General features: G+C 66.7%; 28 protein-coding genes and 1 pseudogene. 19 read left to right on the forward strand and 10 right to left on the reverse strand.

Annotated features, from left to right (window positions below):
* Window positions 1–156 precede the first annotated feature (156 nt).
* Window positions 157–1,048 (forward strand): annotated as a pseudogene (locus tag G6N36_RS22380) (endonuclease domain-containing protein).
* Between the two features lie 70 nt (window positions 1,049–1,118).
* On the opposite strand, the gene G6N36_RS22385 reads toward G6N36_RS22380, so the two are convergent.
* Window positions 1,119–2,123, reverse strand: coding sequence for a sigma-70 family RNA polymerase sigma factor (locus tag G6N36_RS22385; RefSeq protein ID WP_372512302.1), 1,005 nt, complete (start codon window positions 2,121–2,123; stop codon window positions 1,119–1,121).
* A 51-nt stretch (window positions 2,124–2,174) separates the two neighbouring features.
* Between G6N36_RS22385 and G6N36_RS22390 the strand changes: the two genes are divergently transcribed.
* Genes G6N36_RS22390 through G6N36_RS22410 form a run of 5 tightly spaced genes read left to right on the forward strand, consistent with a single transcriptional unit; the run spans window position 2,175 to window position 5,948 of the window.
* Window positions 2,175–3,014, forward strand: coding sequence for an alpha/beta hydrolase (locus tag G6N36_RS22390; RefSeq protein WP_163689013.1), 840 nt, complete (start codon window positions 2,175–2,177; stop codon window positions 3,012–3,014).
* The gene (locus G6N36_RS22395; RefSeq protein ID WP_163690822.1) at window positions 3,011–4,003 is read left to right on the forward strand and encodes an alpha/beta hydrolase family protein; all 993 of its coding nucleotides are present in this window, start codon (window positions 3,011–3,013) and stop codon (window positions 4,001–4,003) included. Before G6N36_RS22390 ends, G6N36_RS22395 begins: the two co-directional genes overlap by 4 nt.
* Before the next feature lie 15 nt (window positions 4,004–4,018).
* Window positions 4,019–4,771, forward strand: coding sequence for a DUF2786 domain-containing protein (locus G6N36_RS22400; protein WP_163689014.1), 753 nt, complete (start codon window positions 4,019–4,021; stop codon window positions 4,769–4,771).
* A gap of 3 nt (window positions 4,772–4,774) precedes the next feature.
* Entirely contained in the window at window positions 4,775–5,263 is a 489-nt protein-coding gene (locus G6N36_RS22405) for a TIGR04338 family metallohydrolase (protein ID WP_163690823.1), read from the forward strand.
* Window positions 5,264–5,273: 10 nt separating this feature from the next.
* The gene (locus tag G6N36_RS22410) at window positions 5,274–5,948 is read left to right on the forward strand and encodes an O-methyltransferase (RefSeq protein WP_372512303.1); all 675 of its coding nucleotides are present in this window, start codon (window positions 5,274–5,276) and stop codon (window positions 5,946–5,948) included.
* Here the strand turns inward: G6N36_RS22410 and G6N36_RS22415 are convergent.
* Window positions 5,941–6,618, reverse strand: coding sequence for an IclR family transcriptional regulator (locus tag G6N36_RS22415; RefSeq protein WP_163689016.1), 678 nt, complete (start codon window positions 6,616–6,618; stop codon window positions 5,941–5,943). The two genes, G6N36_RS22410 and G6N36_RS22415, sit on opposite strands and share 8 nt — an antisense overlap.
* 65 nt (window positions 6,619–6,683) lie before the next feature.
* On the opposite strand from G6N36_RS22415, the gene G6N36_RS22420 reads away from it, so the two are divergent.
* Genes G6N36_RS22420 through G6N36_RS22435 form a run of 4 tightly spaced genes read left to right on the forward strand, consistent with a single transcriptional unit; the run spans window position 6,684 to window position 9,793 of the window.
* Window positions 6,684–8,024: an FAD-binding oxidoreductase gene (locus G6N36_RS22420; RefSeq protein ID WP_163689017.1), complete on the forward strand. Its 1,341-nt coding sequence runs from the start codon at window positions 6,684–6,686 to the stop codon at window positions 8,022–8,024.
* Complete coding sequence (locus tag G6N36_RS22425; RefSeq protein ID WP_163689018.1) at window positions 8,024–8,803, forward strand: DAPG hydrolase family protein; 780 nt, start codon at window positions 8,024–8,026, stop codon at window positions 8,801–8,803. Before G6N36_RS22420 ends, G6N36_RS22425 begins: the two co-directional genes overlap by 1 nt.
* Window positions 8,804–8,829: 26 nt before the next feature.
* The gene (locus tag G6N36_RS22430) at window positions 8,830–9,357 is read left to right on the forward strand and encodes an MBOE_33420 family protein (protein WP_163689019.1); all 528 of its coding nucleotides are present in this window, start codon (window positions 8,830–8,832) and stop codon (window positions 9,355–9,357) included.
* A gap of 43 nt (window positions 9,358–9,400) precedes the next feature.
* Window positions 9,401–9,793: an SRPBCC family protein gene (locus tag G6N36_RS22435; protein ID WP_163689020.1), complete on the forward strand. Its 393-nt coding sequence runs from the start codon at window positions 9,401–9,403 to the stop codon at window positions 9,791–9,793.
* 24 nt (window positions 9,794–9,817) lie between these two features.
* Here the strand turns inward: G6N36_RS22435 and ilvD are convergent, their stop codons facing one another.
* The gene (gene ilvD / locus G6N36_RS22440; RefSeq protein WP_163689021.1) at window positions 9,818–11,554 is read right to left on the reverse strand and encodes a dihydroxy-acid dehydratase; all 1,737 of its coding nucleotides are present in this window, start codon (window positions 11,552–11,554) and stop codon (window positions 9,818–9,820) included.
* Between the two features lie 78 nt (window positions 11,555–11,632).
* Here ilvD and G6N36_RS22445 point away from each other — a divergent pair, with 78 nt between their 5' ends.
* The 3 genes from G6N36_RS22445 (at window position 11,633) to G6N36_RS22455 (ending at window position 13,723) form a co-directional block, all read left to right on the forward strand.
* Window positions 11,633–12,250, forward strand: a complete 618-nt coding sequence (locus G6N36_RS22445) for a DUF305 domain-containing protein (RefSeq protein ID WP_163689022.1) — start codon at window positions 11,633–11,635, stop codon at window positions 12,248–12,250.
* Window positions 12,243–12,542 carry a copper-sensing transcriptional repressor RicR gene (gene ricR, locus G6N36_RS22450; RefSeq protein WP_163689023.1) on the forward strand — a complete coding sequence of 100 codons (300 nt, stop codon included), beginning with the start codon at window positions 12,243–12,245 and terminating at the stop codon, window positions 12,540–12,542. The genes G6N36_RS22445 and ricR overlap by 8 nt, the downstream gene beginning before the upstream one ends.
* Before the next feature lie 149 nt (window positions 12,543–12,691).
* Window positions 12,692–13,723, forward strand: coding sequence for a L,D-transpeptidase (locus G6N36_RS22455; protein WP_163689024.1), 1,032 nt, complete (start codon window positions 12,692–12,694; stop codon window positions 13,721–13,723).
* 52 nt (window positions 13,724–13,775) lie between these two features.
* Here the strand turns inward: G6N36_RS22455 and G6N36_RS22460 are convergent, their stop codons facing one another.
* Window positions 13,776–15,779 (reverse strand): M13 family metallopeptidase, encoded by a 2,004-nt coding sequence (locus tag G6N36_RS22460; RefSeq protein ID WP_163689025.1) that lies wholly within the window; start codon window positions 15,777–15,779, stop codon window positions 13,776–13,778.
* A 74-nt stretch (window positions 15,780–15,853) separates the two neighbouring features.
* On the opposite strand from G6N36_RS22460, the gene G6N36_RS22465 reads away from it, so the two are divergent.
* Together G6N36_RS22465 and G6N36_RS22470 are read left to right on the forward strand one after the other, a co-directional pair.
* Complete coding sequence (locus G6N36_RS22465; protein ID WP_163689026.1) at window positions 15,854–16,435, forward strand: hypothetical protein; 582 nt, start codon at window positions 15,854–15,856, stop codon at window positions 16,433–16,435.
* Window positions 16,432–17,121, forward strand: coding sequence for a hypothetical protein (locus G6N36_RS22470; protein WP_163689027.1), 690 nt, complete (start codon window positions 16,432–16,434; stop codon window positions 17,119–17,121). The genes G6N36_RS22465 and G6N36_RS22470 overlap by 4 nt, the downstream gene beginning before the upstream one ends.
* On the opposite strand, the gene G6N36_RS22475 is transcribed toward G6N36_RS22470, so the two are convergent.
* Genes G6N36_RS22475 through G6N36_RS22490 form a run of 4 tightly spaced genes read right to left on the reverse strand, consistent with a single transcriptional unit; the run spans window position 17,118 to window position 21,321 of the window.
* Window positions 17,118–17,513, reverse strand: a complete 396-nt coding sequence (locus G6N36_RS22475) for a CoA-binding protein (RefSeq protein ID WP_163689028.1) — start codon at window positions 17,511–17,513, stop codon at window positions 17,118–17,120. The genes G6N36_RS22470 and G6N36_RS22475 overlap by 4 nt on opposite strands.
* A 6-nt stretch (window positions 17,514–17,519) precedes the next feature.
* Window positions 17,520–17,888: a DsrE family protein gene (locus G6N36_RS22480; protein WP_163689029.1), complete on the reverse strand. Its 369-nt coding sequence runs from the start codon at window positions 17,886–17,888 to the stop codon at window positions 17,520–17,522.
* A gap of 17 nt (window positions 17,889–17,905) precedes the next feature.
* A complete protein-coding gene (locus tag G6N36_RS22485; RefSeq protein WP_179964840.1) occupies window positions 17,906–18,427 on the reverse strand; it encodes a helix-turn-helix domain-containing protein in 522 nt (173 codons plus the stop codon).
* Window positions 18,424–21,321, reverse strand: a complete 2,898-nt coding sequence (locus G6N36_RS22490) for an MMPL family transporter (protein WP_163690824.1) — start codon at window positions 21,319–21,321, stop codon at window positions 18,424–18,426. The genes G6N36_RS22485 and G6N36_RS22490 overlap by 4 nt, the downstream gene beginning before the upstream one ends.
* Before the next feature lie 350 nt (window positions 21,322–21,671).
* Here G6N36_RS22490 and G6N36_RS22495 point away from each other — a divergent pair, with 350 nt between their 5' ends.
* The 4 genes from G6N36_RS22495 to G6N36_RS22510 all read left to right on the forward strand — a co-directional run bounded on the left by G6N36_RS22495 (window position 21,672) and on the right by G6N36_RS22510 (window position 24,892).
* Window positions 21,672–22,244, forward strand: coding sequence for a hemophore (locus G6N36_RS22495; protein WP_163689030.1), 573 nt, complete (start codon window positions 21,672–21,674; stop codon window positions 22,242–22,244).
* Window positions 22,245–22,414: 170 nt separating this feature from the next.
* Window positions 22,415–22,813, forward strand: a complete 399-nt coding sequence (locus G6N36_RS22500) for a heme-binding protein (RefSeq protein ID WP_163689031.1) — start codon at window positions 22,415–22,417, stop codon at window positions 22,811–22,813.
* Between the two features lie 60 nt (window positions 22,814–22,873).
* Window positions 22,874–23,542: a response regulator transcription factor gene (locus G6N36_RS22505; RefSeq protein ID WP_179964960.1), complete on the forward strand. Its 669-nt coding sequence runs from the start codon at window positions 22,874–22,876 to the stop codon at window positions 23,540–23,542.
* A gap of 3 nt (window positions 23,543–23,545) precedes the next feature.
* Window positions 23,546–24,892, forward strand: coding sequence for a sensor histidine kinase (locus G6N36_RS22510; protein ID WP_163689033.1), 1,347 nt, complete (start codon window positions 23,546–23,548; stop codon window positions 24,890–24,892).
* On the opposite strand, the gene G6N36_RS22515 is transcribed toward G6N36_RS22510, so the two are convergent.
* Together G6N36_RS22515 and G6N36_RS22520 are read right to left on the reverse strand one after the other, a co-directional pair.
* Window positions 24,848–25,225 (reverse strand): DUF3054 domain-containing protein, encoded by a 378-nt coding sequence (locus G6N36_RS22515; protein WP_163689034.1) that lies wholly within the window; start codon window positions 25,223–25,225, stop codon window positions 24,848–24,850. The genes G6N36_RS22510 and G6N36_RS22515 overlap by 45 nt on opposite strands.
* On the reverse strand, window positions 25,212–26,483 hold the full coding sequence (locus G6N36_RS22520) for a M23 family metallopeptidase (RefSeq protein ID WP_163689035.1): 1,272 nt from the start codon (window positions 26,481–26,483) through the stop codon (window positions 25,212–25,214). Before G6N36_RS22520 ends, G6N36_RS22515 begins: the two co-directional genes overlap by 14 nt.
* Between the last annotated feature and the right edge of the window lie 3 nt (window positions 26,484–26,486).

Here is a 26,486-nt window from a genome sequence, read left to right on the forward strand (position 1 = left end):
CGTTCCAGAACTGCTGCCAATCGCAGCGTTGAGCTGGCAGTTCGCGCGCTATTGATCGTCGAGCGTCGGGTTTGCGACGCTTGTGGATAAGTACCGTGACAAAGCCCGACGGTCGCCGATCCTGTCGGATAGCGACCCCACCGTTACGCCATGAATATGGAGCCGTTCCTTGGAACCGAAGCCGTGGCGGCGGGCCGTTTCACGCGCAGAACCCTGACGACCCGCAACGTGAAGATCTACCAAAACGTCTACCTGCCGAAGGGGGTGGAGCTGACCGCCGAGATGCGAGCGAATGCCGCGTGGTTGTGGTCGAGTCGTCGCGCCACAGTCGCTGGGCTTTCGGCCGCGGCCGTTCACGGATCGAAATGGATCGACGCGGCGCTTCCTGCCGAGCTAATACGACCTGTGCCAGGCAAGGTCAATGGGATCGTGATCCATCGCGACGTCCTCCACGAAAGCGAAATATGCGCGGTCCGTGGCATGACGGCCACCACACCCGCGCGTACCGCTTACGACCTAGGGCGGCGAGGGACTTTGAATGCAGGCGGTAATGAGGCTTGATGCACTTGCGAACGCGACAGGCGTGAAGTCCGAGGAGGTTGCGGCGCTGCTGCCCATGCACCGCGGTGCTCGGGGGATCCCGCATTTGCGGAAAGCGACCGATCTGATGGACGGCGGCTCGGAGTCGCCTCAGGAGACGCGCACTCGTCTGCTTCTCATCGAAGCCGGTTTTCCCCGTCCGGAGACACAGATCGTGGTGTGCAACACGTTCGGGGAGTTCATCGGCCGGGTGGACCTGGGATACCGGAAGTGGAAAGTCGCCGTCGAGTACGACGGTCCACAACACTGGGCCACGTGGGCGGATCATGCTCGCGACATCGAGCGGATCGCCGACCTCGAAGCGGAAGGCTGGATCGTGATTCGGCTCAGCCGCGACATCCTTCGATACAGACGCAGCACATTCCTTGCGCGGGTGCGCGATGCGATGCGCGATAGAGGATGGTCTGACCACGCCTCGGTGCGGCTAGATGCGAGCTTGCCCCGGTGAAACCAGCTCGAGTGTCGGGTTTACCCACGTTTTCGGCGCGCGGGCGTGACAACACCCGACATTCGGCAAACTAGAGCGTGGCGGGCAAGCCCCACTTCTCGAACGACGCCATGTGGAAGGCGACCACATGGGTAATGCCTTCGTCCGTCGTGGCGAGCACATGCATCTGGAACGGCTCATGCGCGCCGGTTTCCCGGTTGAGCATGTACATCGCTCCGGCCGGCTGACCGTTGGCCACCGTGGGGAGTAGCCGCATGTCGCCGGGCAACTCGGCCGGGCAGTGCGTCTTCGACAGCAGGACGATGTTCTCCGGGCCCTGATACCAGCCGTCGAAGGGCGGCATCTCCCAGACGGCGTCGGCGGTGAACAGCTCGACGAGCTTGTCCATGTCATAGGTCTCGAACGCGTCGATGTAGCGCGTCAGCAGATCCTGGGCTTCCTTCGACTCCGGGACCTGCAGATGGTCGTCCTCGCTGGGCCCGACGGCATCGAGTTGCGCACGCGCGCGCTGCAACAGGCTGTTGACCGCCGCGGTCGAGGAGCCGATGGCGTCGGCGACCTCCGCGGCTTTCCACTGCAGTACCTCACGCAACACGAGCACCGCGCGTTGCCGGGCGGACAGGTGCTGCAGCGCCGCGACGAACGCGAGCCGCACCGATTCACGCGAGCCGACGATGTTCGACGGGTCGGTCGAGTCGTCGGGAATGGGCTCCAGCCACGGCACCTCGTCGCGCGCGACGATGTCGTCGACCGGATCGGAGCTGGGCGCGCCGAGCCCCGTCGGCAGCGGCCGGCGCTGACGGCTGTCCAACGCCGTCAAGCAGGTGTTGGTGGCGATCCGGTACAGCCAGGTACGCACGGATGATTTGCCTTGGAACCCCTGGTACGACTTCCATGCCCGCAAGTAGGTTTCCTGCACCAGGTCCTCGGCGTCATGCAGCGACCCGGTCATCCGATAGCAGTGCGCGAGCAGCTCGCGGCGATAGCGCTGCGCGTCGGCCAGAAAGGCGTCTTCGGCGCTGTCGTCGTCCAGATTGCGGGCCAGGACCGTCACCTCGCCGAGCTTAGTCACCATGGGTGACAACCGTCACCGGCGTGCGACTGGGCAGCCCGATACTCTCCCTGGGTGGCAACTACCCGCACCGAACGCAGCTTCGAGGGCATCGGCGGCGTCCGCATCGTCTACGACATATGGACCCCGGAACTCGCCCCGCGCGGTGTCGTCGTCCTGTGCCACGGATACGCCGAACACGCCCGCCGCTACGACCACGTCGCCGAGCGATTCGGCGAGGCGGGGCTGATCACCTACGCGCTCGACCTTCGCGGGCACGGGCGCTCCGGCGGCAAGCGGGTGTACCTGCGCAACATCGACGAATACACCGGCGACTTCCACACCCTGGTCGGCATCGCCAGGACCGACCACCCCGAGCTGCCGCGGATCGTGCTCGGCCACAGCATGGGCGGCGGTGTCGTGTTCGCCTACGGCGTCGAGCACGCGGGAGACTACACCGCGATGGTGCTGTCGGGGCCTGCCGTCGACGCCCAGGACGCCGTCTCGTCGTTCATGATCCGCGTGGCCAAGGTCGTCGGCAGCATTCTGCCGGGCCTGCCCGTCGAGAACCTCCCGACCGAAGCGGTGTCCCGCGACCCGGAGGTGGTCGCGGCGTACATGGCCGATCCGCTGGTCCATCACGGCAAGCTGCCCGCGGGTATCGGCAAGGCGCTCATCGAGGTCGGCGAGACCATGCCGCAGCGCGCCTCGGCGCTCACCGCGCCACTGCTCGTCGTGCACGGCGAGCAGGACAAGCTGATCCCGGTCGCCGGTAGCCGTCACCTACTGGAATGTGTCGCATCGACCGACGCTCACCTCAAGGTGTATCCAGGGCTCTATCACGAGGTCTTCAACGAGCCCGAAAAGGAGCTGGTGCTCGACGACGTCACTTCGTGGATCGAGGCCAAGCTTTGAAAGCCTTTGCGGGCCTGCTACTTTCGCTGGCACTTTTGGTGTCGGCATGCGGATCGGACGACGAACCGACATCTGCCTGGGTCGACGAAGACGTGTCGTTCACCGCAGACAACCTGACCATCCACGGCACGTACCGTCATGAGCGCGGCGGCGCACCGGGACCTGCGGCGCTGCTGATCTCCGAGAGCGGCAACACCGACCGCAACGGCGACAACGCGGTCGCGGGCCCCGTCGGCAACATGCGGCAGCTCGCCGAACTGTTGTCCGACAAAGGCGTAGCGAGCCTGCGGTACGACAAGATCGGAACCGGGAAGACGGGTCTCGGACCCTATTCGCAGCGGCCCCAGGACGTCGTCAGCGCCGTCTACACCACCGGCGCGAAGGCCGCGGTGAGCTACCTCGCCGAGCAGTCCGCGACCGACACGTCGCGCATCTCGGTATACGCGGTGGGAGAAGGCACGGTCCATGCGATGGCTCTGGCGACCGACGCGAACGTCGGCGCACCGAAGATCCACTCGCTGGCCCTGTTGCAGCCGCTACCCGGCAGGTATCTGGACATCATCACCAACCGGGTGCGCGCCAGCGCCTCTCCGGAGGCGCTGACCACCTGGCTGGCCGCCGTCGACGAGGTCCGCACCGAGGGCACGGTCCCGACCAATCTCCCGGAGGGACTCGGCGCGCTCGTCAATGCCGGCAATGTCAAGGCGGTGATCGAGGCTGACAAGATCGACCCGCTCACGCTGGCCGCCAAGGTGCCCGCGGGCACGCCCGTGCTGATCACGTGTTCAGACGCCGACAAACAGGCGACGTGCGAATCGATCCGGCCGCTCGAGGATGCGCTCGAACACACCGCGCTGACCGTCGTCGAGCTCGAGGGCGTCAGCCATGTGCTGCGCGACGATCCGACCGACAACGTCGCCAACTACTCCAAGCAGGATCCGCTTTCTCCACAGCTCGTCAGCGCGCTCGACGAATTTGTCGGCAAGTAGACCTAATCTGGCGCCATGAGTGACGACAAGATGCTGGCGCGCATCGCCGCTCTGCTGCGGCAAGCCGAGGGGACCGACAACACGCACGAGGCGGACGCGTTCATGGCCGCCGCCCAACGGCTGGCCACCGCGACATCGATCGACCTGGCGGTCGCACGCTCGCATGCATCCAACCGCACCAAGGCGCAGATGCCGGTCCAGCGAACCATCACGATCGGTAACGCAGGCACCCGCGGCCTGCGGACCTATGTCCAGCTGTTCACCGTGATCGCGATGGCCAACGACGTGAAGTGCGATGTCGCCTCGAATTCGACGTTCGTATACGCGTACGGGTTCGGCGAGGACATCGACGCCAGCCATGCGCTCTACGCCAGCCTGGTGATGCAGATGGTGCGCGCGTCGGAGGCCTACATCGCGTCGGGGGACCACCGGCCGACGCCGACGATCACCGCGCGCATCAACTTCCAGCTGGCGTTCGGTGCGCGCATCGGCAAGCGGCTGTCCGAAGCCCGCGAAGAGGCGCAGCGGGAAGCCACCGGACCACGCTGGCGCAGAAAGCCGGGCACCGCTATCGCGTTGCGGAACAAGGAGATCGAGCTCAAGGACTTCTACCAGCAGACCTCGGCGGCGCGGGGCACGTGGCGACCAACCAGTGCGACGGCGGGGTATTCGTCGGCGGCGCGACGCGCGGGTGATCGCGCAGGCCGCAAGGCGCGGCTGGGCAGCGGCGGGGAGCTGTCCGGTGCCCGCTCGGCCCTGGAGACGTGAGCGATCAGAGACACCCAGCGGGCCAAGGTCTACGCCGCAGAGGAATTCGTCCGGACACTGTTCGACCGGGCGGCTGAGCACGGCAACCGGGTGGTCGACTTCTTCGGGACGCAGCTGACCCTGCCACCCGAGGGCCGGTTCGCGTCGGTGGAGTCGGTGCAGCGCTACGTCGACGACGTGCTCGGCATGGCGCTGGTCCGTGAGGCGTGGCCCGGCGCGGGGGCGTTGACGGTGCGTGCCCGGCGCGGCGTCAGCGCGGCGCACTACGAGCGTGCCGACGACGGCGCACGCATCGCGGTGCCGGAGAAACGCACGACGTGGGCGCTGCGTGAACTGGTGGTCCTGCACGAGATCGCCCACCATCTCTGCGTCACCGAACCGCCGCACGGACCCGAGTTCGTCGCGACGTTCTGCGACCTCGCCGGCGGGGTCATGGGTCCGGAAGTCGCCCACGTGCTGCGCGTGGTGTACGCGAAAGAGGGTGTCCGATAACGTGCCCCGTGTGGCCGAGCCTGATTCCCGCCCAGACCCCGAGGCGCTCGATCAGCTCTTCAACGCTGTGCTGCGCACCGAGGACGATGCGCTGACCGCCGCGCGGGAGTCGGCCGACGCGGCGGGGATGCCCGCCATCGAGGTATCGGCGCAACACGGGAAGCTGCTGTACCTGCTTGCCAGGGCGGCACGGGCGACCCGCGTCTTGGAGATCGGCACGCTCGCCGGCTACAGCACCATCAACCTCGCTCGCGCCGTCGGACCGTCGGGTCGTGTCGTCACTCTCGAGTACGAGGCCGCGCACGCGGATGTCGCACGCCAGAACCTCGCGCGCGCGGGCGTCGAGGACCGGGTGGAGGTGATCGTCGGCGCCGCCCTTGACACCTTGCCGGATCTCGAAGCACGCGGTGAGATCTTCGACCTGTCGTTCATCGATGCCGACAAGGAGAACAACGTCGCCTACGTCGAGTGGGCGATCAAGCTGGGCCGCCCGGGCTCAATCATCGTGGTGGACAACATCGCCCGATTCGGGCGGGTGTTCGCACCCGCGGCAGACGACCATCAGGCCCGCGCCGTGCGCGACATGCTCGAGATGATGGGTGAACATCCGCGTCTGGACACCGCGGCGATCCAGACAGTGGGCACCAAGGGCTGGGACGGCTTCGCGGTCGCGGTTGTCAACTAGCCAGTGATCGCGCGCAGTCGCGCAGGGCGCTGACGATCCGTCGCTCGTTCGCATCGAAGCGGTCGCTCGGCGCCGGCACCGAGATCGCGACGATGTGTCCGCCCGTCGTCCTCGCGGCGATACCGGCCGCGGAGATCCCGGCGGTGTGCTCGTCGCGGTCGAACGCGATGCCGCTGAGCCCCGCGGACGGGTCGGTCAGCAGTTCGAGCGCGGCCTTGCCGTTGGCCGTGCACTCCAGCGGGAACCGCACACCCACCGCCGAAACCGCCCGCAGCCGGTGCGCGGACTGCACCTGGTCGATGAACAACATCTGCTGACCACGCAGTACCGACAGATCCACCGTCTCGCCGGTCGTGCGGGCCAACCTGTCCAGCGTGGGCCGGAACTGTGTCGCAAGGGTCGCGTCGTCGGCACCGCCCAGCCCGAGCAGTCGTTCGCCGAGGCTGATCCTGCCCTCGTCATCGATGCTCGCGAATCCGATCTCGACCAGTCCGACCAGCAGCCGTCGCACCGTGGACTTGGCCAGGCCGAGCCGCCCGCCCAGGTCGACCAGCCGAAGCTGGCCTGGTGAAGCGGCGATCTCGTCCAGGGCGGCCGCCGCACGTCGCAAAACCTGAATTCCGTCTGAACGCCCGGATTCGGATGGCTGATTCTCTTCCGCAGGGGCCACCCCACCACTATATTGATCCGCAATGCGGCTCACAACGATTCGCAATGTGAATCTAGGAGGGCTAAGTGGTGGCACTACCGGCGGGGCGGCACTTCGCGCACGGGGCCGACGGGTACGAGGACGCCCGACGGTCGACGGTCTGGAATCAACGCGTGCCGGATCGCTATCCGGCGATGATCGTGCAGGCCCACGACGACGACGACGTCATCGCCGCACTGGCCTATGCGAAGGCCCACGATCTTCAGGTCGGGATCCGGTCGGGCGGACACAGCTGGGCGGCCAACCATCTGCGCGACGGCGGCCTGCTGCTCGATATGCACGGTTTCGACCAGGCCACCATCGACAAGGCCAAAATGCTCGCCGTGGCCGGCCCGGGCAAAGGTGGCAGCATCCTGGCGGCCGAACTCGAGGAGCAGGACCTGTTCTTCCCCGCCGGCCACTGCAAGGGCGTGTGCATCGGCGGGTACCTGCTTCAGGGCGGATACGGCTGGAACAGTCGTGTCTACGGCCCCGCGTGCGAAAGCGTGATCGGTCTGGACGTCATCACCGCCGACGGCGAGAAGCTCTACATCGACGCCGAGAATCATCCCGATCTGTACTGGGCGGCGCGAGGTGCCGGTCCGGGGTTCTTCGCGGCCGTCACGGCCTTTCATCTGAAGCTGTACCCGAAGCCGGCCGTCTGCGGCATGAGCCTGTACGCCTATCCGTTCGACTGCGCAGAGGAGGTGTTCACCTGGGCGCGTGACATCAGTGCGGACGTGGACCGCAGGGTGGAACTGCAGATCGTCGCCACCAGAACCGTGCGGGATGCCGGGATCGACGGTCCCGCGATCTTGCTCGCGTCGCCCGTGTTCGCCGACACCGAGGCCGAAGCCGAGGAAGCGCTCGCCCTGTTGGGCACCTGTCCGGCCATCGATCAGGCACTGGTCAAAGTTCCTTATGCGCCAACGGATCTGCCCACCTGGTACACCGCGGTGATGGCCAACTATCTGGAAGATCACCGCTACTCCGCAGACAACATGTGGACCTCGGCACCGGCGGCGGACCTGATGCCCGGCATTCGTCGGATCCTCGACACCCTCCCGCCGCACCCCGCGCATTTCCTCTGGCTCAATTGGGGACCGTCACCGGCCCGGCAGGACATGGCCTACAGCGTCGAGGCCGAGGTCTACCTCGCGCTCTACGGGGGCTGGATGGACGAGGCCGACGACGACAAGTACGCGAACTGGCCGCGCGACAACATGGCCGAGATGGCGCATCTGGCCACTGGAATCCAGTTGGCCGACGAGAATCTCGGACAGCGTCCGGCGAAGTTCGCCACCGACGAGGCCATGGCACGGCTGGACAACGCCCGAGCCGCATACGACCCCGACGGCCGCTTCTACCCGTGGATGGGACGGGTCTGATGAGCGCCTACCTCGGTTACCGCGATGCCGACGGTGACACCCCCTGGGGCGCGTACTTCAATCCCGACATGGCCGAACTGCCAAGGCATGTGGTCGTCGCGCTGGAGCACGGACCTCAGGCCGACCAGACGCTGCTCGGATTCGATTCCGCGGGAACGATTCTCGACGAGGGCTACCAGCAGACCGAGAACGGATTCGGTCAGCTGCGCGGCGGCGGATTCCAGGTGTCGGTGCGCACCGAGATGCCCGGCGTCACACCCGCCATGTGGGACTGGTGGTTCGGCTGGCACGGCAGTGAGACGACACGCTACAAACTGTGGCACCCACGCGCTCATGCGTCGGCGCGCTGGTCCGACAACGGCGGTGACGGCAGCTGGGTCGGCCGGACGTCGTTGATCGAGGAGTACCTCGGATCGTCGTACACCAAGGCCGCGATCCAGTTCGTCGAGCCACAGGTGATCGGCCTCGAACCGACCCGCCTTGGCGCAGACGTCGCGGTGTGCGCACGGCTGGGATCGGCGGAGGTGCCCGTCGACATCGGCTGGTTCGTCCACCACGTACGGGCCACCGCCGACGGCGCCGAGATGCGGTCCCGATTCTGGATGGGCGGACCCCACATCGGCCTGCGAAAGGGAAATATGTTGACCGACGCGGTGATTCGGCCCGTCGCCGCTCACCAGCTGCCCGATCCGCGCGATCTGCTCGTGCACTGCGCTCAGGAGATGAACCACCTGGCCGGCTTCCTGCCCGCGGTGTATGCCCAATTCGCGGGTGCATGACATTCCGGTGTGTTATTGACACAGGTATGTCCAGGACACGAGCCATCAGCGCAATCGGAGCATGTGCCGCGTTGCTCGCGGCCCCAGCAGCCCAGGCGACACCCAGACCCGCGCCTCCACTGCTGTACGGGTGGTACAACGTGTCCGTCGACTTCGCGCAGCAGACGTTCAACGGTGCGCCGACGCCCATGCCGTCCAAGACTTTCCTTGTCGAATACACCGCCAACTGCGACGTGAACGGCTGCGTGGTGACCATGGACAACTCCGACGATCTGTCCCGCGACCCCGGTGCCCCACCGGTGTTCGAGTACCGATGGAACAACGACCGCTGGGAGACGAGCGGCGACTATCCGTACCTGTGCGAGCGCATGAATCCCGACAGCGCAGTGCAATCCGTGCGGTCGGACTACCTGATCCCTCGACCCGATGGCAGCTTCTTCGGCCAGCGAGCGATCACCGTCGAGGGCGCCGGATGCCCGGGTGAGGGAGCAGGAGTGCACTCGCTGCCGATCTCGGTGACGCCCGCCGACCCGCCGCCACCTACCCCGCGCTAGCCAGCGCTCGTTTAGTACTTCGCCGTTGGGGCACAGACCGGCAATGGACTTTGGCCTCCGGCAGCGCATGCCGACCGTCGAAAGGCAGATTTCTGCGCCGCCCGAGGCGGTGTGGAACGTTCTTGTCGACCTCGACCTGTGGCCGCAATGGGGCCCGTCGATTCAGCGGGCCGAGCTGGCGGAGATCGGGCCGATGAGGTTGGGTTCGCGAGGCAAAGTGTGGACGGCGATCGGAGTCGCGCTGCCGTTCACGATCACCGAATTCGAAGAGAACCGCTGCTGGGCGTGGGAGGTGGCCGGCCTGCGCGCCACTCGGCATGAGGTGAGACCCGCCGACGGTGGAACCAGGTTGGCGTTCGCAGTCCCGTGGTGGGCGCCGGCCTACCTGTCGGTGTGTGCGGTGGCACTGCAGCGGATCGACCGCATGGTGACCTGAGGCGTCCCCGGGCCGGCGTAAGGGTCAGCTACAGACCGCGCCGCCGGCCGCCGAGCCCACCAGCTTGGTGTACTTGGCCAGCACCCCGGTCTTGTAGACGGGCGGCAGTGGTTGGAAGCCCGCCTTACGCGACTCGAACTCGTCCTTGTCGACCAGCACGTCGAGCGTGCCGTTCGCGACGTCGAGGCGGATCTTGTCGCCGTCCTTGATGAACGCGATGGGCCCGCCGTCGACCGCCTCGGGCGCAATGTGTCCCACGCACAGTCCCGTGGTGCCGCCGGAGAACCGGCCGTCGGTCATCAAGAGCACGTCCTTGCCCAGGCCCGCACCCTTGATGGCGCCGGTGATGGCGAGCATCTCGCGCATGCCGGGTCCGCCCTTGGGTCCCTCGTAGCGGATGACCACGACGTCGCCGTTGGTGATCGTGCCGTCTTCGAGCGCATCGAGCGCGGCCCGCTCGCGCTCGAAAACCCTTGCCGTGCCCTCGAACACGTCGGAGTCGAAGCCGGCCGACTTGACCACCGCTCCTTCGGGTGCCAGCGATCCGTGCAGGATCGTGATGCCACCGGTCGGATGGATCGGATTGTTCATCGCGCGCAACACCTTGCCGTCCGGGTCCGGCGGCTCGATGTGGGCCAGGTTCTCGGCCATGGTCTCACCGGTCACCGTCAGGCAATCCCCGTGCAGCAGACCGGCATCCAGCAACGCCTTCATGACCACCGGCACGCCGCCGATCTCGTCGACGTGCTTCATCACGTGACGGCCGAACGGCTTGACGTCGGCGAGATGCGGGACCTTCTGGCCGACGCGGGTGAAGTCGGCCAGTGTGAGCTTGACCCCGGCTTCCGACGCGATCGCCAGTAGGTGCAGCACCGCATTGGTGGATCCACCGAACGCCATCACCACGGCGATGGCGTTCTCGAACGCCTCGATGGTGAGGATGTCGCTGGTGGTGATGCCGCGACGCAGCATCTCCACGACGGCCTCACCCGAACGACGGGCATAGTCGTCGCGGCGCGAGTCGATCGCCACCGGCGAAGCGCTGCCCGGCAGCGACATGCCCAGTGCCTCGGCGGCCGACGCCATGGTGTTTGCGGTGTACATACCGCCGCACGCGCCCTCGCCCGGACAGATCGCACGCTCGATGATGTCGACGTCCTCGCGCGACATCAGACCGCGGGCGCAGGCGCCGACCGCCTCGAACGCGTCGATGATCGTGACTTCCTTCTCGCTGCCGTCGGTGAGCTTCGCGACGCCCGGCATGATCGAGCCGTTGTAGAGGAAGACGCTCGCCAGGTTCAGCCGTGCGGCGGCCATCAGCATGCCGGGGATCGACTTGTCACAGCCGGCGAGCAGCACCGATCCGTCGAGGCGCTCTGCCTGCATGACAGTCTCGACGCTGTCGGCGATGACCTCTCGCGACACCAGCGAGAAGTGCATGCCCTCGTGGCCCATCGAGATTCCATCGGACACCGAGATGGTGCCGAACTCCAGCGGATAGCCGCCGGCGGCGTGGACGCCGCCCTTCACCGACTGCGCGAGCCGTTGCAGCGACATGTTGCACGGAGTGATCTCGTTCCACGACGAACCGACGCCGATCTGCGGTTTGGCCCAGTCGTCGTCGCCCATGCCGACGGCGCGCAGCATTCCGCGGGCCGCTGTCTTCTCGAGGCCGTCGGTGACGTCGCGGCTGCGTGGCTTGATGTCGGGCGTCGATGAGCCGCTGGCGCGGGGAGCATCGGTCGTGGGCTGTGAGGGCATGAGAGCAGTATGCCTTCGGCTTTTCACCGGACAAACTCTTTTAGATACCCCACTGGGGTATGCGGTACTCTGATCCTCATGCCGCCTCGCACCACACGGATCGCCACCGTCTTCGTAGCCATCTTCGCCGCTTTGCTTCTCACCTCGTGCGCGGGGTCCAACGACCACACCGAGACGCACCAGGCGGACGAACCGGTCGGCACCGCCCAGCCCGCCGGCTTCAACGCCGACGACCACGCGTTCGCGACCAACATGATTCCCCACCATGAGCAGGCCATCGAGTTGGCCGCCATGGTGCCGGACCGCTCCACCAACGCCGACCTCATCGCGTTGGCCGCCAAGATCTCCGCCGAGCAGGAGCCCGAGATCAAGGCATTGCGGGTGTTCCTCGTGCAGTGGGATGAAAATCCAGACGATGACGCGTCCCAGGGGGAGCACGGCGGCCACGGCGCGATGGCGGGGATGGTCGACGAGGCCACGATGACGAAACTGCAGTCGCTGCGAGGCGCCGAGTTCGACACACTGTGGCTGCAGTCGATGATCAGCCACCACCAGGGCGCGATCGAGATGGCCAAGGCCGAGGTCGCCAACGGTCAGAACGAGGACGTCAAGCGCATGGCTCAGACGATGATCGACACGCAGCAGGCCGAGATCGGCCAGATGAACCAGATGCTGAAAGGTGGGGGAAATGGCTGACGACGCTTCCACCCACGGGTATTCGGCCCAGAAGGAGAACTACGCCAAACGCCTGCGCAGGATCGAAGGTCAGGTTCGCGGCATCGCGAAGATGATCGACGAGGACAAGTACTGCATCGACGTGCTCACCCAGATCAGCGCCGTCAACAGCGCACTGCAGTCCGTCGCGCTCGGGCTACTCGACGAGCACCTCGGGCACTGCGTCACCCAGGCCGTGGCCGAGGGCGGCGACGAGGCGGACGCCAAACTGGCCGAGGCATCCGCCGCCATCGCCCGGTTGGTGCGGTCCTGACGTAACGTTCGACCGCCTCAGGCGGATGAACACAGCAGGTCAGCGTCATTGGTGGCGTGACGGTCGGGGTTCTGGCGACATGCAGATGACAAAGACCGCCCGGCGCGTTGTGCCACACTGGACGAAGTTATGCGACTGGGAGGTCACGTATGCGGCAGCCGAAATTGAGGCGCCTACTCTCCGCCGTGCTGGCGGCCGGACTCGTCGGCGGGTTGGTGCTGAGCACCCCGTCAGCACTGGCTCAACCTGGTGTTCCGCCACCGCCGGCGCCCGTCGACCCGGCCGCCGCGCCGGTGCCACCGCCACCGCCCGCGGTCCCCGCAGCGTTCCCGCCCGCCCCGCCGGGACCGCCCGCGCCGCCTCCGTTCGGTGCGCCCCTGCCGCCCGCCCCGCCCCCGCTCTTCGGGGAGCCCCAGCCGATGGCGATTCCCGAAGGGACGCCGGAAGGACAGAACCCGACGCCGTTCGTCGGGGAGCCGCCGTTCCTGCCGCCGTCGTTCAATCCGACCAACGGTTCGATTGTCGGCGCGGCGAAGCCGATCTACATCAACTTCCAACGGCCCATCGCCAATCGGCAGATGGCCCAGGACGCCGTGCACATCACGTCGGTGCCGCCCGTTCCCGGCCGGTTCTACTGGACCACCGACACGCAGCTGCGGTGGCGGCCGCAGGACTTCTGGCCGGCCGGCACCACGGTCTACATCGATGCGGCGGGTACCAAGTCGAGTTTCACCGTCCCCGAGCAGTTGGTCGCGACCATCGACAACGACACGCACGAGATGACGATCGTGCGTAACGGTGAGGTGGAGAAGACCTTCCCCGTCTCAATGGGCAAATCGGGTTACGAGACCAAGAACGGCACCTACTACGTGTTGGAGAAGTTCGCCGACATCGTGATGGACTCGTCGACCTACGGCGTGCCCGTCAGTTCGGCCGAGGGCTACAAGATCAAGGTGCAGGACGCTGTGCGAATAGACAACAGCGGCATCTTCGTTCACAGTGCGCCGTGGTCTACGGGGGCGCAGGGCAACAGCAACGTCAGCCACGGCTGCATCAACCTGAGCCCAGCCAACGCGCAGTGGTTCTACGACAACTTCGGCAGTGGCGACGCTGTTGTCATCAAGAACTCCACCGGCATATACGACAAACCGGACGGCGCCTCCGACTGGCAGATGTTCTAGGTGAGTTCGGTGCGCTTACGTTCGCACAGCGACCGTAAGCGCACCGAAATCGCTAACTCCAGATCCGCACGCGCTCTTGCGGATCCAGGTAGAGCTTGTCTGACTGGTCGACGTCGAACGCCTCGTAGAACGCGTCCAGGTTGCGCACGACGCCGTTGCAGCGAAACTCCGGTGGCGAGTGCGGATCGATCGCAAGCCGCCGAACAGCTTCGGCGTCACGGGACTTCGTGCGCCACACCTGGGCCCAGCCGAAGAAGACCCGCTGCTCACCGGTCAGCCCGTCGATCACCGGCGACGGTTCGCCCTTGAGTGAGAGCTGGTAGGCGAGCAGAGCGATCGAAAGGCCACCCAGGTCGCCGATGTTCTCGCCGACGGTGAATGCGCCGTTCACGTGATGGCCGTTGCTGAGCGCCCTGGGCACGTACTTGTCGTACTGCTCGATCAAAGCCTTTGTCCGCGTGCCGAACTCGGCTCGATCGTCGTCGGTCCACCAGTCGACCAGGTTGCCGTCGCCGTCGTACTTGGATCCCTGGTCGTCGAAGCCGTGACCGATCTCGTGACCGATCACCGCACCGATCCCGCCGTAGTTGGCGGCGTCGTCGGCATCGGCATCGAAAAAGGGCGGCTGCAGAATCGCGGCGGGAAAGACGATCTCGTTCATGCCGGGGTTGTAGTAGGCGTTGACGGTCTGCGGCGTCATGAACCATTCGTCGCGGTCGACGGGCCCACCGAGCTTGGCCAGATCCCGGTCGTATTCCGCGGCGTAGCCGCGTAGGTAGTTGCCGTACAGATCGTCACGCTTGATCACCAGCGCCGAATAGTCGCGCCACTTGGCCGGATAACCGATCTTCGGGGTGAACTTGTCGAGCTTGGCGAGCGCCTTCTCGCGCGTCTGCGGCGTCATCCACGCCAGTGAGTTGATGCTGACCCGGTACGCCTCGCGAAGGTTGGCGACCAGCTCGTCCATCCTGGACTTGGCCAGCGGCGGAAAATGCCGCTCGACATAGAGTCTTCCGACCGCGTCACCCATCAGACCCTCGACGACCGACACCCCGCGCTTCCAGCGATCGCGCAGTTCCTCGGTGCCCGAGAGCTTGCGGCCGTAGAACTCGAAGTCCTCGGCGACCAACTCGTCGGTCAGCAGGAACGCGCGGGCGTGGATGAGCCGCCAGCGCAGCCACGCCTTCCAGTCCGCCAGATCGAAGGCGGACCACGCCGCGGCGAACGCCGTCAAGTAATCGGGTTGGCGCACCACGACTTCGGCGACCTTGTCGGGGGTGGCACCAAGCGCGGCCACCCACCCGGCCCAGTCGAAGCCGGGCGCCTCGGTGAGCAGGTCGGTGAAGGTGCGCAGGTTGTAGGTCAGGTCGGCGTCGCGGCGCTTGACGACGTCCCAGTGCGCGGCGGCCAGCTTGGTTTCCAGCGCGACGATGCGTTCGGCGGTGGCCTGCCATTCGTTCGGCTGCAGTTCCTCGCCGTAGACGAGTCCGAACATCGCCGCGATGTGCCGCGGATAGGCGGCGAGAATTTCGGCGTGCTGCTCGTCGCGGTAGTACGACTCGTCGGGCAGGCCGAGGCCGGACTGGCTCATGTGCACCAGATAGCGCGTCGAGTCCTTGGAATCGGTGTCGACGTAGATTCCGGTCCCCCCGCCGACGCCAGTGCGCTGCAGCGTGCCGAGGACCGCTGCCAGCGCCTCGGGAGTATCCGCGGCGTCGATGGCGGCCGACTCCTCGAGCAGCGGTTGCACACCCCGTGCAGCCACCGCCCGCTCGTCCATGAAGCTGGCGTACAGGTCCCCGATGCGCCGCTCGTCGGACGGCGAGTCGGAACCGGACGCTGAAGCCTTTTCGCTGGCTTCGGTGATGAGGTCGCGGACATGCTCCTCGGCCCGGTCGTACAGCGACCGGAACGCGCCGTCGGTGGCACGGTCGCCCGGCATCTCGTATTCCCTCAACCAGCGGCCGTTGACATGGCCGAAGAGGTCGTCTTGCGGACGGGCATCGGAGTCGACGTGGCTCAGGTCGAGACCGGATCGGATTGCTTCTACTGTCACCCCACCAGACTGCCAGACCGGTCGTCGCGGCAGCGTGGCGATCGTGCTCGCTGCCGCCCGGTACCCTCACGCGCATGCCCGAAGACGAGGCGGATGCCAACGAGCACGATTCCGCGATCTCCGGCTATGGCATCGGCTCGGCGGTAGCCGGCGTGATCGCGATAGCCGCTGTCGTGCTCGCCGCGCTGATCTGGACCCAGCACCGCAGCGACGCCGCCGAACTGCGTTACCGCACGCAGGCCATGCAGGCCGCCGCCGACTGGACCACCGTGCTCATCAACATGAACGCCGACACCGTCGAGGCCAGCCTGGCGCAGCTGCACGAGGGCACCGTCGGACAGCTCAACGCCGACTTCGACGCGTCGATCAAGCCGTATCGCGATCTGGTGCAGAAGCTGCAGACCCGCACCACCGGCCAGGTCGACTCGGTCGCGGTCGAGTACGTGCACCACGAACAGCCGGGCGCGCAGGGGCCGCCGGCCGCCGCCGATGTGTCGGCGTTCGCCTCACGCACCGACACCGTGATGGTCATCGCGACGTCGGTCAGTGAGAACGCGGGCAACGAGAAGCCCCAGACGGTGCGCTGGACGCTGCGGCTCGACGTCGCCGACGTGGACGGCAAGCCGATGATCTCCCGGCTGGAGTCGGTCCGATGAGGACCGCCTGGCGCATCGGCGCCTTCGACGTGGCGGCGCCGTTGGCCGCGATCGCCGCGTTGCTCTACATAGGCGTCGCGCTCGGCTGGCCGCTGTGGTGGGTTTCGGTCTGTTCGGTGCTGTGTCTGCTCATCGTGGAAGGCGTCGTGACCAACGTGGTGCTGGCCCGCAGGGACGGGGTCACCGTCGGCACGGATGACGACGGGCCGAGGCTGCGACTCGCGGTGGCCGGCACCGCGGCGGCGGCACTGGCGGCGGCCGTCGTCGTCGCCTATCTGAACTGGTCGGTGCCCGACCGCAACCTGGAGAACGACACCGCAGAGGTGGTCGACCTCGCCAGCAGCGTCTCGGAGGCGTCAGCGACCTTCACCCCGCAGAGCCCCACCGCGTCGATCGACCGGGCCACCGCGATGATGTCGTCACAGGCCGCAGAGGAGTTCAAGAAGGAATTCGACTCTGTGGCAAAGGATTTGGCCAGTCGCAACGTCTCGGCGACGGCCAGTACCGTGTCCGCGGGCGTCGAGGCGATCGGCCCCGCGGCCGCCAGCGTCGCCGTGATTCTGCGCGGGTCACAGAGCTCGCCCGGCACCCCGCCCGACACCGCAGTGCTGGCGTTGCGGGTCCGGCTGTCCAAGCAGGACGGCCGCTGGCTGGTCGACGACGTATCGCCGATTCACTCCCGCTAGCCGAGCAGACGCGCGTGGTCCACCTTCAGGCAACGATCCATCACGACCTGGAGTCCGGCGGCGGCACCGTCGCGGGCGACCTCGTCATCCCACAGACCCTGTTGCAGCCAAAGCGTTTTGGCGCCGACGGCAATCGTCTCGGTCAGCACGGAGTGCAGATGTTCGCGGCGACGGAACACGTCGACCATGTCCGGAACCGCGGGCAGTTCCGCCAGCGACGGATAGACCTTGTCGCCGTCGATCTCGCTGATCGTCGGATTGACCAGGTACAGCTCGTAGTCACTGGCCGCCTTCAGGTAGCGCCAAACTCCGTGACTGGGCCGCATCGGGTCATCTGAAACGCCGACGATCGCCACACTTCGGGTCTGGCGGAGAATGCGCTCGATATCCATCGGCGGCTAGTAACTGAACGTGGTCGCGCCGTCGCCGATCCATTCCCAGAGTTGAACAGTGCCTCCGGGTTCGGCGCCGTCGATGAAGTTGTCGGCGTCGAGTTGCTTGGACTTGATGCAGATCGGGCAGACCAGATAGCGGCCCCCGGCTTTCCCGTAGCGGTCCATCAGCTCTTCCAAGGGTGGACAGCCGTCGCAGGCCGTGCCCACGCCGACTCCGGGCACCATCAGACGGACGGCCTCCTTGGTGAGAAACATCAGCGTCGGCCTTCCGCTTTCGGCGGCACCGACGGCGACCAGAAATGCGACGGTGACTTTTTCGGCATCCTCGAGTCCGGTGGTGAGGCTGATGGCGGCTTTGTTGTCGCTGTTCATGTCGCCAGCGTAGGACTTCAGGCCTGGCCCTCGCGGCGCGTCGAACGCATCTTCGCGAAACGATCGCAAAGCTTGCGCATGCGCACCATCAGCGACGCGGACGGACTCGTTTCACCGCGGAGGTAGGACGCGAAATCGTCGTTGGGCACACCGATGCGCGAGGCGAACTCCTGCTGGCCCAGACCCGACCTGTCGAGCATCGTCTGGATATGGCGGGCGACCTCGGCGCGCTCGTTGGCCTCGAGATGTTCGCGGGTGCGGTGCAGCACCTCGGCGAGCGCCTTTGAGACTCCGTACGGGCGGGCGGTCTGCAGGACTTCCTCGACCTGCCGTGCCGTGCGGCCGAACGGATCGCGTTTGATGGCCGCGACGATGCGCTGCCACACGGCCAGGTCGTCGGTCTCCAGCGCCGCGCGGATCGCCGATGTCGGCCAGAACTCGACGGGCCGGTCATCCACCGGTGGACGGCGTCCTGGCGTGGGATCCGGCGAGCCGGGCTCGCGGCGCGAGGTGCCCCGGACGTCGGGAGTCACCGTCACCTCGCCTCCTCCAGCATGGCCACCGCCACCGAAAGGCAGCGCTCCTTCACCCTGGCCCAATCGGCCTCCGCCTGCGGGCCCGACATGCGGGTGTCGTGCTCGTCTGACGGTTGGGGGTCGGCCAGCCGGCGTACCAACTGGGTGGCCACCCATTGTTTCCTCGAATCCTGTCCACAGTAGTACCGGTCCATGCCGGCCAGCACGCTTGCGGCCGTACGAGTCTCCATCGCGTCGACGAGTTCGGCAAACGCTGCGTAGTCCCGGGTGCTGTTTCGGCACATGATGAGGTAGCTCTGCAGTCGCAGCGTCTCGGCGCCCGTCGGGATCTGCAGGCGGTCGCCCGTCGGCAGTTGCACATTCGTGGTCTCTACCGGGCTGCGCCGCTCCATGGGTGCCCGCTCGAAGGCGGACGCTTCGCTCAGCGCGTCCAGCGCCACCGACAGCCGGCCCCGCCACATCGTCACCGGATGCACCGGAAGCTCGGCGGTGAGCAACGCCTTGCCGCCTGCGCCGGTGCGGTGCGTGCTGTTGAGCCGGCTGGCGCTACGCAACTGCTTGGCGGGCAAACAGCCGCTGAACGCCAATGGATCGGCGACGGTAACAGCCTGCGGGGCAAGGCTTTTCAGCTTGGCTGCCGACTTGACCACCATGCGCAGCTCCGAGCCGGTTGGCCCGAGGGACGAGAGGTCGTCGGGGATGATGATGAGGTCGGGAAGGTCGATCTTGGGCAGCGGCTTCTCGAAGTCGACCTCCGGCAGGATGCGATCGAGCCAGCGCGGCAGCCACCAGTTCCATTCGTCGAACATCGCCATCAGCGCGGGCACCAGCACCAGGCGCACCACCGTGGCGTCGACCGCGATGGCGACCGCACACGCGACGCCGAGCTGGGCGACCAGCGGCATGCCCGCAAACGCGAACCCGATGAACACCGCGATCATGATCAGCGCGGCGCTGGTGATCGTGCGGGCACTGGTGCTCACGCCGTACGCGACGGCGTCACGGGTGTTGCCGGTCTGCAGGAAGCGCTCCCTGATGCGGGTCAGCAGGAAGATCTCGTAGTCCATCGACAGGCCGAACGTCAGCGCCAGGACCAGCGGCGGGATCGTACTGTCCAGCGACGAGATCGGTTCGAAGCCCAGTGGCTCCAGCCAGCCCCATTGGAAGACGGCCACGAGGCTGCCGTAGGCCGCCGCGACCGACAGCACGGTCATCAGCACACCCTTGAGCGCCAGGAACACCGACCGGATGGCGATCAACAGCATCACGAACGCGATCAGCGCGACGAACGCGAAGACCAGCGGCTGTTTGGCTGACACCTGGTCGTCGAAGTCCTTGATCAGTGCTGTCGGACCGCCGACGTCGATGCGGGCATCACCGAGTCCCGGGGTGGACGGCAGCTCCGCGCGCATCCAGTCGACGGTTTCGCGGGCACCCATGTCCTCCGGGTCCACCGAGAGCACCGCGGAGAGCAGCGCGTGCCGGTAATCCTCGCCGAACACCGCGGGCGTCACCGAAACGACGTTGGGCCCCTGGGCCATTCGCTGGCGCATCGAGTCCAGCAAGGGTTGCTTGGAGGGCGCCGATGCCGCGTTGCCGTCGGGGAAGCTCACCAAGACCCGGACCGGTCCGAGCGCGCCGGGCCCGAGCGCCTCGGCCGCGGCGTTCACGCCGCCCCGGATCTCGTGGGTGGGCTCGAACTGACGTTGCATGCTGTTGCCGAGCACCATCGAGAACGCGGGTGCAGCCAAGATCAGCAGCAGCGCCGCCGCCCCGAGCGCCGCGATCCACGGGCGCCGCATCACCCAGCCCGTCCAGCGCGTCCAGAACCGCGACTGGGTCGTCTCCGGCCGGCGCGACCAGTGCAGGTACGACGACCGCTTGGCCGCCGCCCTACCGAACGTGGCGAGGATGGCCGGCGTCAGCGTCGTCGACGTCAGAACCGCAACGGCCACCGCGAGGATCGCGCCGGTGGCCATCGAGACCAGGACCGGCGTCTGGATCAGATAGATGCCGGTCACCGAGGCGATCACCGTGAGGCCGGACAGGACGACCGCCAGACCCGACGTCGCCATGGCGGCGTCGGCCGCTTGTTCCGGGTCGCGGCCCGACCGCAGCTCCTCGCGGAAACGCATGAGGATGAACAGCGAATAGTCGATGGCCACGGCAATGCCGAACATCGACACCGTCGACGTCACGAACACCGACATCGTGGTGTACATCGAGAGCAGATAGACCAGTCCCATGGTCACGACGACGGTGCAGATGCCGAGCACCAGCGGCATCGCCGCGGCGGCCAGCGACCCGAACACCGCGAGCAAGACAATCAGGACGATCGGAAGGTTCCACTGCTCGGCCTGAGCGATGTCGTGTTTGGTGGCCTGGGTGGCTGCGGCACCGAGCGCGCCCTGGCCGATGACGTACAGCTTGACCTTGCCGTTCTCGATCTCCCCGGGTTCCTCGCCGTCGATACCGACCTTCTGGCGGAGTTTCTTGGCGACGTCGACCGCGCCGGTGTTGTTGAAGTCCAACTGCAATGTGACGACGTAGGGGCGGTCGGGTTGCGGCGCCGGCTGTTGCGGATTGGGCACCACCCGGACGCTGGGCACCTCGGCCGCGGCGCGTTCCAGGAAGGCGACCGCGTTGTCCATGTCGGCGAACGACGCGTCGGCGCGCGGCGCGGCCACCAGGGCCAGGGGAGAAGCCCCCTGGTCGGGGAAATTCTCTTCGAGCTCGCGCTGGACTCGCAGCGACTGCGAGCCTTCGACCTCAAAACCCCCGCCGGTGAGGTGACTGGACTGGCTCAGCGCGAGATACACCGATGGCACCAGGAGAAGCAGCCATACAGCGAACACCGCCCAGCGGTATCTGCGCAGGGTGCTGCTCAAGCGCATCATGAACTGCTGGATGTCGAACTCCCCGCTTTCTCCCCGGAGTCGGGCTGCCGACGACATTGGCCCGGCGTTGCTAGCGTGAGCGTACAACAGCGTGTGCTATGTCGAGGCGCGGCGGGAATCCTGCCAGCAACGCCTTAAGCAGCTCTAACCCTCTCTTTCGGTACGCGGCCGGCAGTAGTTACAGGCTGTCCGTGGCATGTGTTTCCGATCGCTCAATTCGTAAGCCTCGCCCTCACGATGGCACTATGTAGTTCGGCCGTTTGGGCCGGTTTTGCGGTCGGGGATCGATTGCCGCCTATGGCGGGCGTTTCGGGTGCGCCGAATCGTTCGCAAACCCATGAGGAGTGCATATGAGATCCATCACCGCTGGATCGCGCCGCGGGCTGTTCGCCACGTTCGCCGCGTCCGCCCTCGGCGGCGCCGCGGTGGTCGCGATGATGGTGTCACCGTCGTCGGCGATGCCGTCAGCAACGGCGGCGCCGGACCCGTGCGCGGCCAGCGAAGTCGCCAGGACGATCGGTGCGGTCGCCACGTCGACGGGCAATTACCTCGACACGCATCCGCAGACCAACCAGGCACTGACGAGTATCGCCAAGCAGCAGGGCGGGCCGCAGTCGCTCGCCGCGGTGAAGACCTACTTCGATGCGAACCCGCAAGCGGCCAAGGACATGCAGCAGTTGCAGCAGCCGCTGGCGACTCTGTCGAGCCGGTGCAAGCTTCCGCTGACCCTGCCGCAGATGATGGGTCTGATGCAGGCCGCCCAGCAGGCGGCGCCCGGCCTTCCGAGTTTGCCAGGCACCCAGACCAGCTCCTCGGCCGCAGGTGCCCCAGGTACGGTGTCACCGGCGCAGTCGCCGTCGGCGTCCCCCGTTTCGCAGGGCACCACCTCGCTCCCCGGAGCAGCGATCGCGGGCTTGCCGTAGCCTGGGCCGACGCGCGACTCTCGCTGGTAAGGTGATTGAGCTGCGAATTCAGACTTTCTTAAGATTCGTTGGCCGCAAGGCAAGAAAGTCTGTGCACATTCTGATTAGCTTTTGATGTCGGTAACCGCCCATGGTTACCTCCTTTCCACTTCCGAAGAAGGAGCTTGTCCATGTTGCTCTCGGCCCGTACTGCCCGACGTGCGGTAGCTGGCGCGGTGGGCACCGGCGCGATCGCCGGTGCGATGTTCTTCGGCGCCATGCCTCTGGCTTCGGCGCAACCGGCACCTCCTCCGCCACCTCCCCCACCCAACTGCACCGCGGCCGACCTGGCCGGCGTGGCCTCGGGTGTCTCGGCGGCGACGTCTGCCTACCTGTTCTCGCATCCGGATGTGAACTGGTTCTTCACCAGCCTCGAAGGTGTGCCGCGCGATGAGGTCCGCGACGACGTTCAGCAGTATCTCGATGCGCACCCGCAGACCAAGGCGGACCTGACCGGGATCCGCCAGCCGCTCGTCGACCTGAAGAATCGCTGCGGCGACACCAACGGCGACGGCATCGCGGACAGCTAAGTCTGCGTTCGGGTGCAACAGGAGCCATCCAAGGGGGAGGGCGCTGGCCGCACCGTCTTGATGGTCGACGACGATCCGGACGTCAGAACTTCGGTTGCGCGAGGTTTGCGCCATTCGGGGTTCGACGTTCGGGTCGCGGCGACCGGCAAAGAAGCCTTGCGGCTGTTATCGAATGAATCGCACGACGCGCTTGTGCTTGACGTTCAAATGCCAGAACTCGACGGCGTCGCCGTCGTGACCGCGCTGCGCGCGCTCGGGAACGAGATCCCGATTTGTGTGCTGTCCGCGCGGGACACCGTCAACGACCGGATCGCGGGGTTGGAAGCCGGCGCTGACGACTACCTGACGAAGCCGTTCGATCTGGGTGAATTGGTGGCGCGCCTGCATGCGCTGTTGCGTCGCGCAGGCCATTCCGACCAGCAATCCGACACGATGACCGTCGGCCCGTTGACGATCGACACCGCGCGACGGCTGGTGTTCGCCGGCGGTGAGCGGGTCAATCTGACCAAACGCGAATTCGATCTGCTCGCCGTGCTGGCCGAGAACGCCGGCGTCGTGCTGAGCCGGCAGCGGTTGCTCGAACTGGTCTGGGGTTACGACTTCGACGTCGACACCAACGTGGCCGACGTCTTCATCTCCTACCTGCGGCGCAAGCTCGAACACGACGACCTGCCGCGGGTGATTCACACGGTGCGCGGAATCGGTTATGTCCTGCGGGACGAGTCGTAGCGGGTGAGACTTCCGCGGTTCCTGCGATCCGCGTCGCTGCGCACCAGAGTTGCCGTCGCGTCGGCAGCCGCAGCGGCCGCGGTGGTCGCAGTGTTCACGATCGCGACGTCGGTTGTGCTCGCGAATAACGATGCGGCACAACTTGATCGCCGACTCGATTCGATCATCGACGCCAGCATGCGACCAGAACAGCTACAGGATCCGCGCCGCGGAGTGCTGACGACAGGACGGTCCGAATCCACCGGACAGGTGGTGTTCCAGCGCGGCTTCCAGTTGCCGCCGCTACCGCCGGGCACCGACACGGTGGAAGTCAACGGCGTCGAGTACCGGGTGCGCACCCTGCCCGTCGATCAGCCCGACGGCGTCCTGATGTCGATCGGTATCCGCGCTGACAGCATTCTGTTGAGTGCCTCCAGGATTCCGCTGTACGCCGCGGCGGGTCTGCTCACGGTGCTGATCGCCGCGCTGCTGGGATGGGTGCTGGCGGGGCCAGCGATCCGGCCGCTGCGCAAACTGACCGAACACACCAAGCAGTTGCGCCGGGGCAGCGAGGAGATGCCCAAGGTGCATGGGGCGCGGGAGGCCGAAGACCTGTCCGAGGCGATGTCGGCGATGCTGAGCCGACTGACGGCCGCGCAGCGGGCGACCACCAACTCGCTGCAGGCCGCCCAGGATTTCGCGGCCAACGCCGCCCACGAGCTGCGAACGCCGCTGACGGCGATGCGAGCCGATCTGGACACGTTGCGAATCCACGACCTCCCTGCCGAGGAGCGCGACGAGGTGGTGGCCGACCTGTCCCGGGCGCAGCGACGGGTGGAGGCGATCATCACCGCGCTAGGGCAGCTGGCGTCAGGTCAGTTGGCGCAAGCCGAAGACCGCGAACTGATCGACATCACCGACATGCTCGACCGGGTGGCCCGGGAGAACATGCGTCTGCGCGATGACATCGAGATCGTCGTCGAGGCGAAGGACGACCTCGGTGTCATCTGGGGCTGGCCGAGCGGTCTGCGGCTGGCCGTCGACAATCTGGTGCGCAACGCGATCCAGCACGGCCAGGCGACGCGGATCGTGCTGGAGGCACTGCGGGCGCGCGACGAGATCGTCATCATCGTGGACGACAACGGCCGCGGGCTGCCCGCCGAGGAACACAAGACCGTTCTCGGCCGGTTCTCCCGCGGCACCACCGCGGCGCCGGGCGGCTCCGGGCTCGGCCTCGCGCTCGTGGCGCAACAGGCGGCGCTGCATCGCGGCAGCATCGAGCTGAGCAACGGGCCACTCGGCGGGTTGCGCGCGACCCTGACTGTGTCAGCCGCGGGTGAGCAGGGCGACCCCGGCGCGCCAGCCGAGTAATAGCAGGGCCGTCGAAAGTGACGCCACGACAATGAAACTCGGCGCCGTACCGGCCGAGGTGAGCTTACGTAGCAGCATGCCCACGACCACGGTGGACAACCACACCGCCACGCCGGAGGGCACCAGTGCGGCCGGACGTTGCCAGGCCCTCGACAACAGCCAGCCGGTAAGCGTGCCGACCAAGAACGGCCAGGCCGTCTCGGCGATGCCGGAAAGCGTCAACCCTTCGGCGTGACTGCGCCGGCCGATCGTGCAGAAGACGACGACGCAGACGACGTCGGTCGCCAACGCGGTCAACGCGGGGCGGGCCTGCTCGGCGCTATCGATCGGCATAGGTCATCACATCCAGTTCCATTGGCATGACGCTGTTTTCGTCACGGGCGATGAATCCGGGTTGCAAGGGCGCGGGTTTACCCTCGAACAGCACGTTCAGGTTGTCCGCCGGTTCGGACACCTTCGAGTCGAGACGGAATTCGGTGAACACGAAGGGAAGGCCGTTCGAGCGCAACGGATCCGGTGTGCTCATGACATGGAAGTGCAGATGCGGTGCATCGCTGTTGCCGGTGTTGCCGACCGCGCCGATCACTTGGCCGGCGGTGAGGCGGTCGCCGACCTCTACTTTGACCGCGCCTGTCTTGATGTGGGCGTACAACGCATAGTTGCCATCCCCGAGATCCTGCACGATGTGGTTTCCGGCGTACTGATTCAACTCCAGTCCGGTGGGGCTCGCACCGGGGATCTGCTCGGGCAGCCCGTCGACGGCCGCGACGACCGGTCCGTCGGAGACGGCGCGGATGTCAGCGCCGAAGTAGGAGTAGCTACTCAGCTTCGAACGGTCGCCGGAGAACAGCGCTCCGTCCGGCCGAAGCTGGACATAGTCGATCGCGTACCGCTCGGCCGCCCACAGTTGGCCGTCAATCGGGTTGAGCGCCATCCGGTGTGCGCTGGTGCCACTGGGGGCACCTCCCGGCCGCAGGCCAGGGGGACAGCCGTCGCCGTCCAGCCAGTCCGGCCCTGACAGTGGCGGCGAGATCGCGATCGGCTTGCGGGACTGTACCGCTGTCGCCGCGATGTCGATGGTCATGGTTGCCGGGAACAGGGGCGGTTTCGGGTCGGACAGCGACAGGCTGACGGCGTGTACCAACTGCTCCGGTACGGCGGCATCCTTTTCCAACGCGACGTCGAGCCAAACAATGGCCGTCTGCGCCGGCCCGATTTTAGTTGTCGGCGTTGGGCTTCCGACCACGCGCGTCCAGTCGGCGAGTCGCTCGCCGGCCAGTTTGAGCAGCGAGACGTCGCGGTCCAGCACCGCCAGCGAGGTCAGTGCCACCTCCTGGGAGAGCACATTGGTCAGCTGAACCTCATAGGCCAGGTGCACACGACCGTCGGTCGCGGGCACGGGGATCGGCGGCGCGATCACACTGCCGACCAGCGGCGTCGCCATCGGCTGCTGTGGCCCGCGGATCGGCCCGGCATTGGTGGTTGGGGAAGTCAATGTCGTCGACGGCGCCGGTGGCTCCGACGAGGACGAGCAGCCGACGGCGAGCAGCACTGAGACGCCGAAAAGCGCAGCGGCATAGCGGGTACGCATGGG

The sequence above is a fragment of the Mycolicibacterium gadium genome (assembly GCF_010728925.1).
Lineage (GTDB): Bacteria > Actinomycetota > Actinomycetes > Mycobacteriales > Mycobacteriaceae > Mycobacterium > Mycobacterium gadium.

What these genes read in the sequence shown, in the direction of transcription:
- G6N36_RS22480 (WP_163689029.1), bottom strand. Translation starts at nt 17,888, where the DNA reads ATGAACAGCGACAACAAAGCCGCCATCAGCCTCACCACCGGACTCGAG.
- G6N36_RS22385 (WP_372512302.1), bottom strand. Translation starts at nt 2,123, where the DNA reads ATGGTGACTAAGCTCGGCGAGGTGACGGTCCTGGCCCGCAATCTGGAC.
- G6N36_RS22400 (WP_163689014.1), top strand. Translation starts at nt 4,019, where the DNA reads ATGAGTGACGACAAGATGCTGGCGCGCATCGCCGCTCTGCTGCGGCAA.
- G6N36_RS22430 (WP_163689019.1), top strand. Translation starts at nt 8,830, where the DNA reads ATGTCCAGGACACGAGCCATCAGCGCAATCGGAGCATGTGCCGCGTTG.
- G6N36_RS22435 (WP_163689020.1), top strand. Translation starts at nt 9,401, where the DNA reads ATGGACTTTGGCCTCCGGCAGCGCATGCCGACCGTCGAAAGGCAGATT.
- G6N36_RS22495 (WP_163689030.1), top strand. Translation starts at nt 21,672, where the DNA reads ATGAGATCCATCACCGCTGGATCGCGCCGCGGGCTGTTCGCCACGTTC.
- G6N36_RS22500 (WP_163689031.1), top strand. Translation starts at nt 22,415, where the DNA reads ATGTTGCTCTCGGCCCGTACTGCCCGACGTGCGGTAGCTGGCGCGGTG.
- G6N36_RS22455 (WP_163689024.1), top strand. Translation starts at nt 12,692, where the DNA reads ATGCGGCAGCCGAAATTGAGGCGCCTACTCTCCGCCGTGCTGGCGGCC.
- G6N36_RS22490 (WP_163690824.1), bottom strand. Translation starts at nt 21,321, where the DNA reads ATGATGCGCTTGAGCAGCACCCTGCGCAGATACCGCTGGGCGGTGTTC.
- G6N36_RS22465 (WP_163689026.1), top strand. Translation starts at nt 15,854, where the DNA reads ATGCCCGAAGACGAGGCGGATGCCAACGAGCACGATTCCGCGATCTCC.
- G6N36_RS22470 (WP_163689027.1), top strand. Translation starts at nt 16,432, where the DNA reads ATGAGGACCGCCTGGCGCATCGGCGCCTTCGACGTGGCGGCGCCGTTG.
- ilvD (WP_163689021.1), bottom strand. Translation starts at nt 11,554, where the DNA reads ATGCCCTCACAGCCCACGACCGATGCTCCCCGCGCCAGCGGCTCATCG.
- G6N36_RS22425 (WP_163689018.1), top strand. Translation starts at nt 8,024, where the DNA reads ATGAGCGCCTACCTCGGTTACCGCGATGCCGACGGTGACACCCCCTGG.
- G6N36_RS22520 (WP_163689035.1), bottom strand. Translation starts at nt 26,483, where the DNA reads ATGCGTACCCGCTATGCCGCTGCGCTTTTCGGCGTCTCAGTGCTGCTC.
- G6N36_RS22475 (WP_163689028.1), bottom strand. Translation starts at nt 17,513, where the DNA reads ATGGATATCGAGCGCATTCTCCGCCAGACCCGAAGTGTGGCGATCGTC.
- G6N36_RS22445 (WP_163689022.1), top strand. Translation starts at nt 11,633, where the DNA reads ATGCCGCCTCGCACCACACGGATCGCCACCGTCTTCGTAGCCATCTTC.
- G6N36_RS22505 (WP_179964960.1), top strand. Translation starts at nt 22,874, where the DNA reads ATGGTCGACGACGATCCGGACGTCAGAACTTCGGTTGCGCGAGGTTTG.
- G6N36_RS22515 (WP_163689034.1), bottom strand. Translation starts at nt 25,225, where the DNA reads ATGCCGATCGATAGCGCCGAGCAGGCCCGCCCCGCGTTGACCGCGTTG.
- ricR (WP_163689023.1), top strand. Translation starts at nt 12,243, where the DNA reads ATGGCTGACGACGCTTCCACCCACGGGTATTCGGCCCAGAAGGAGAAC.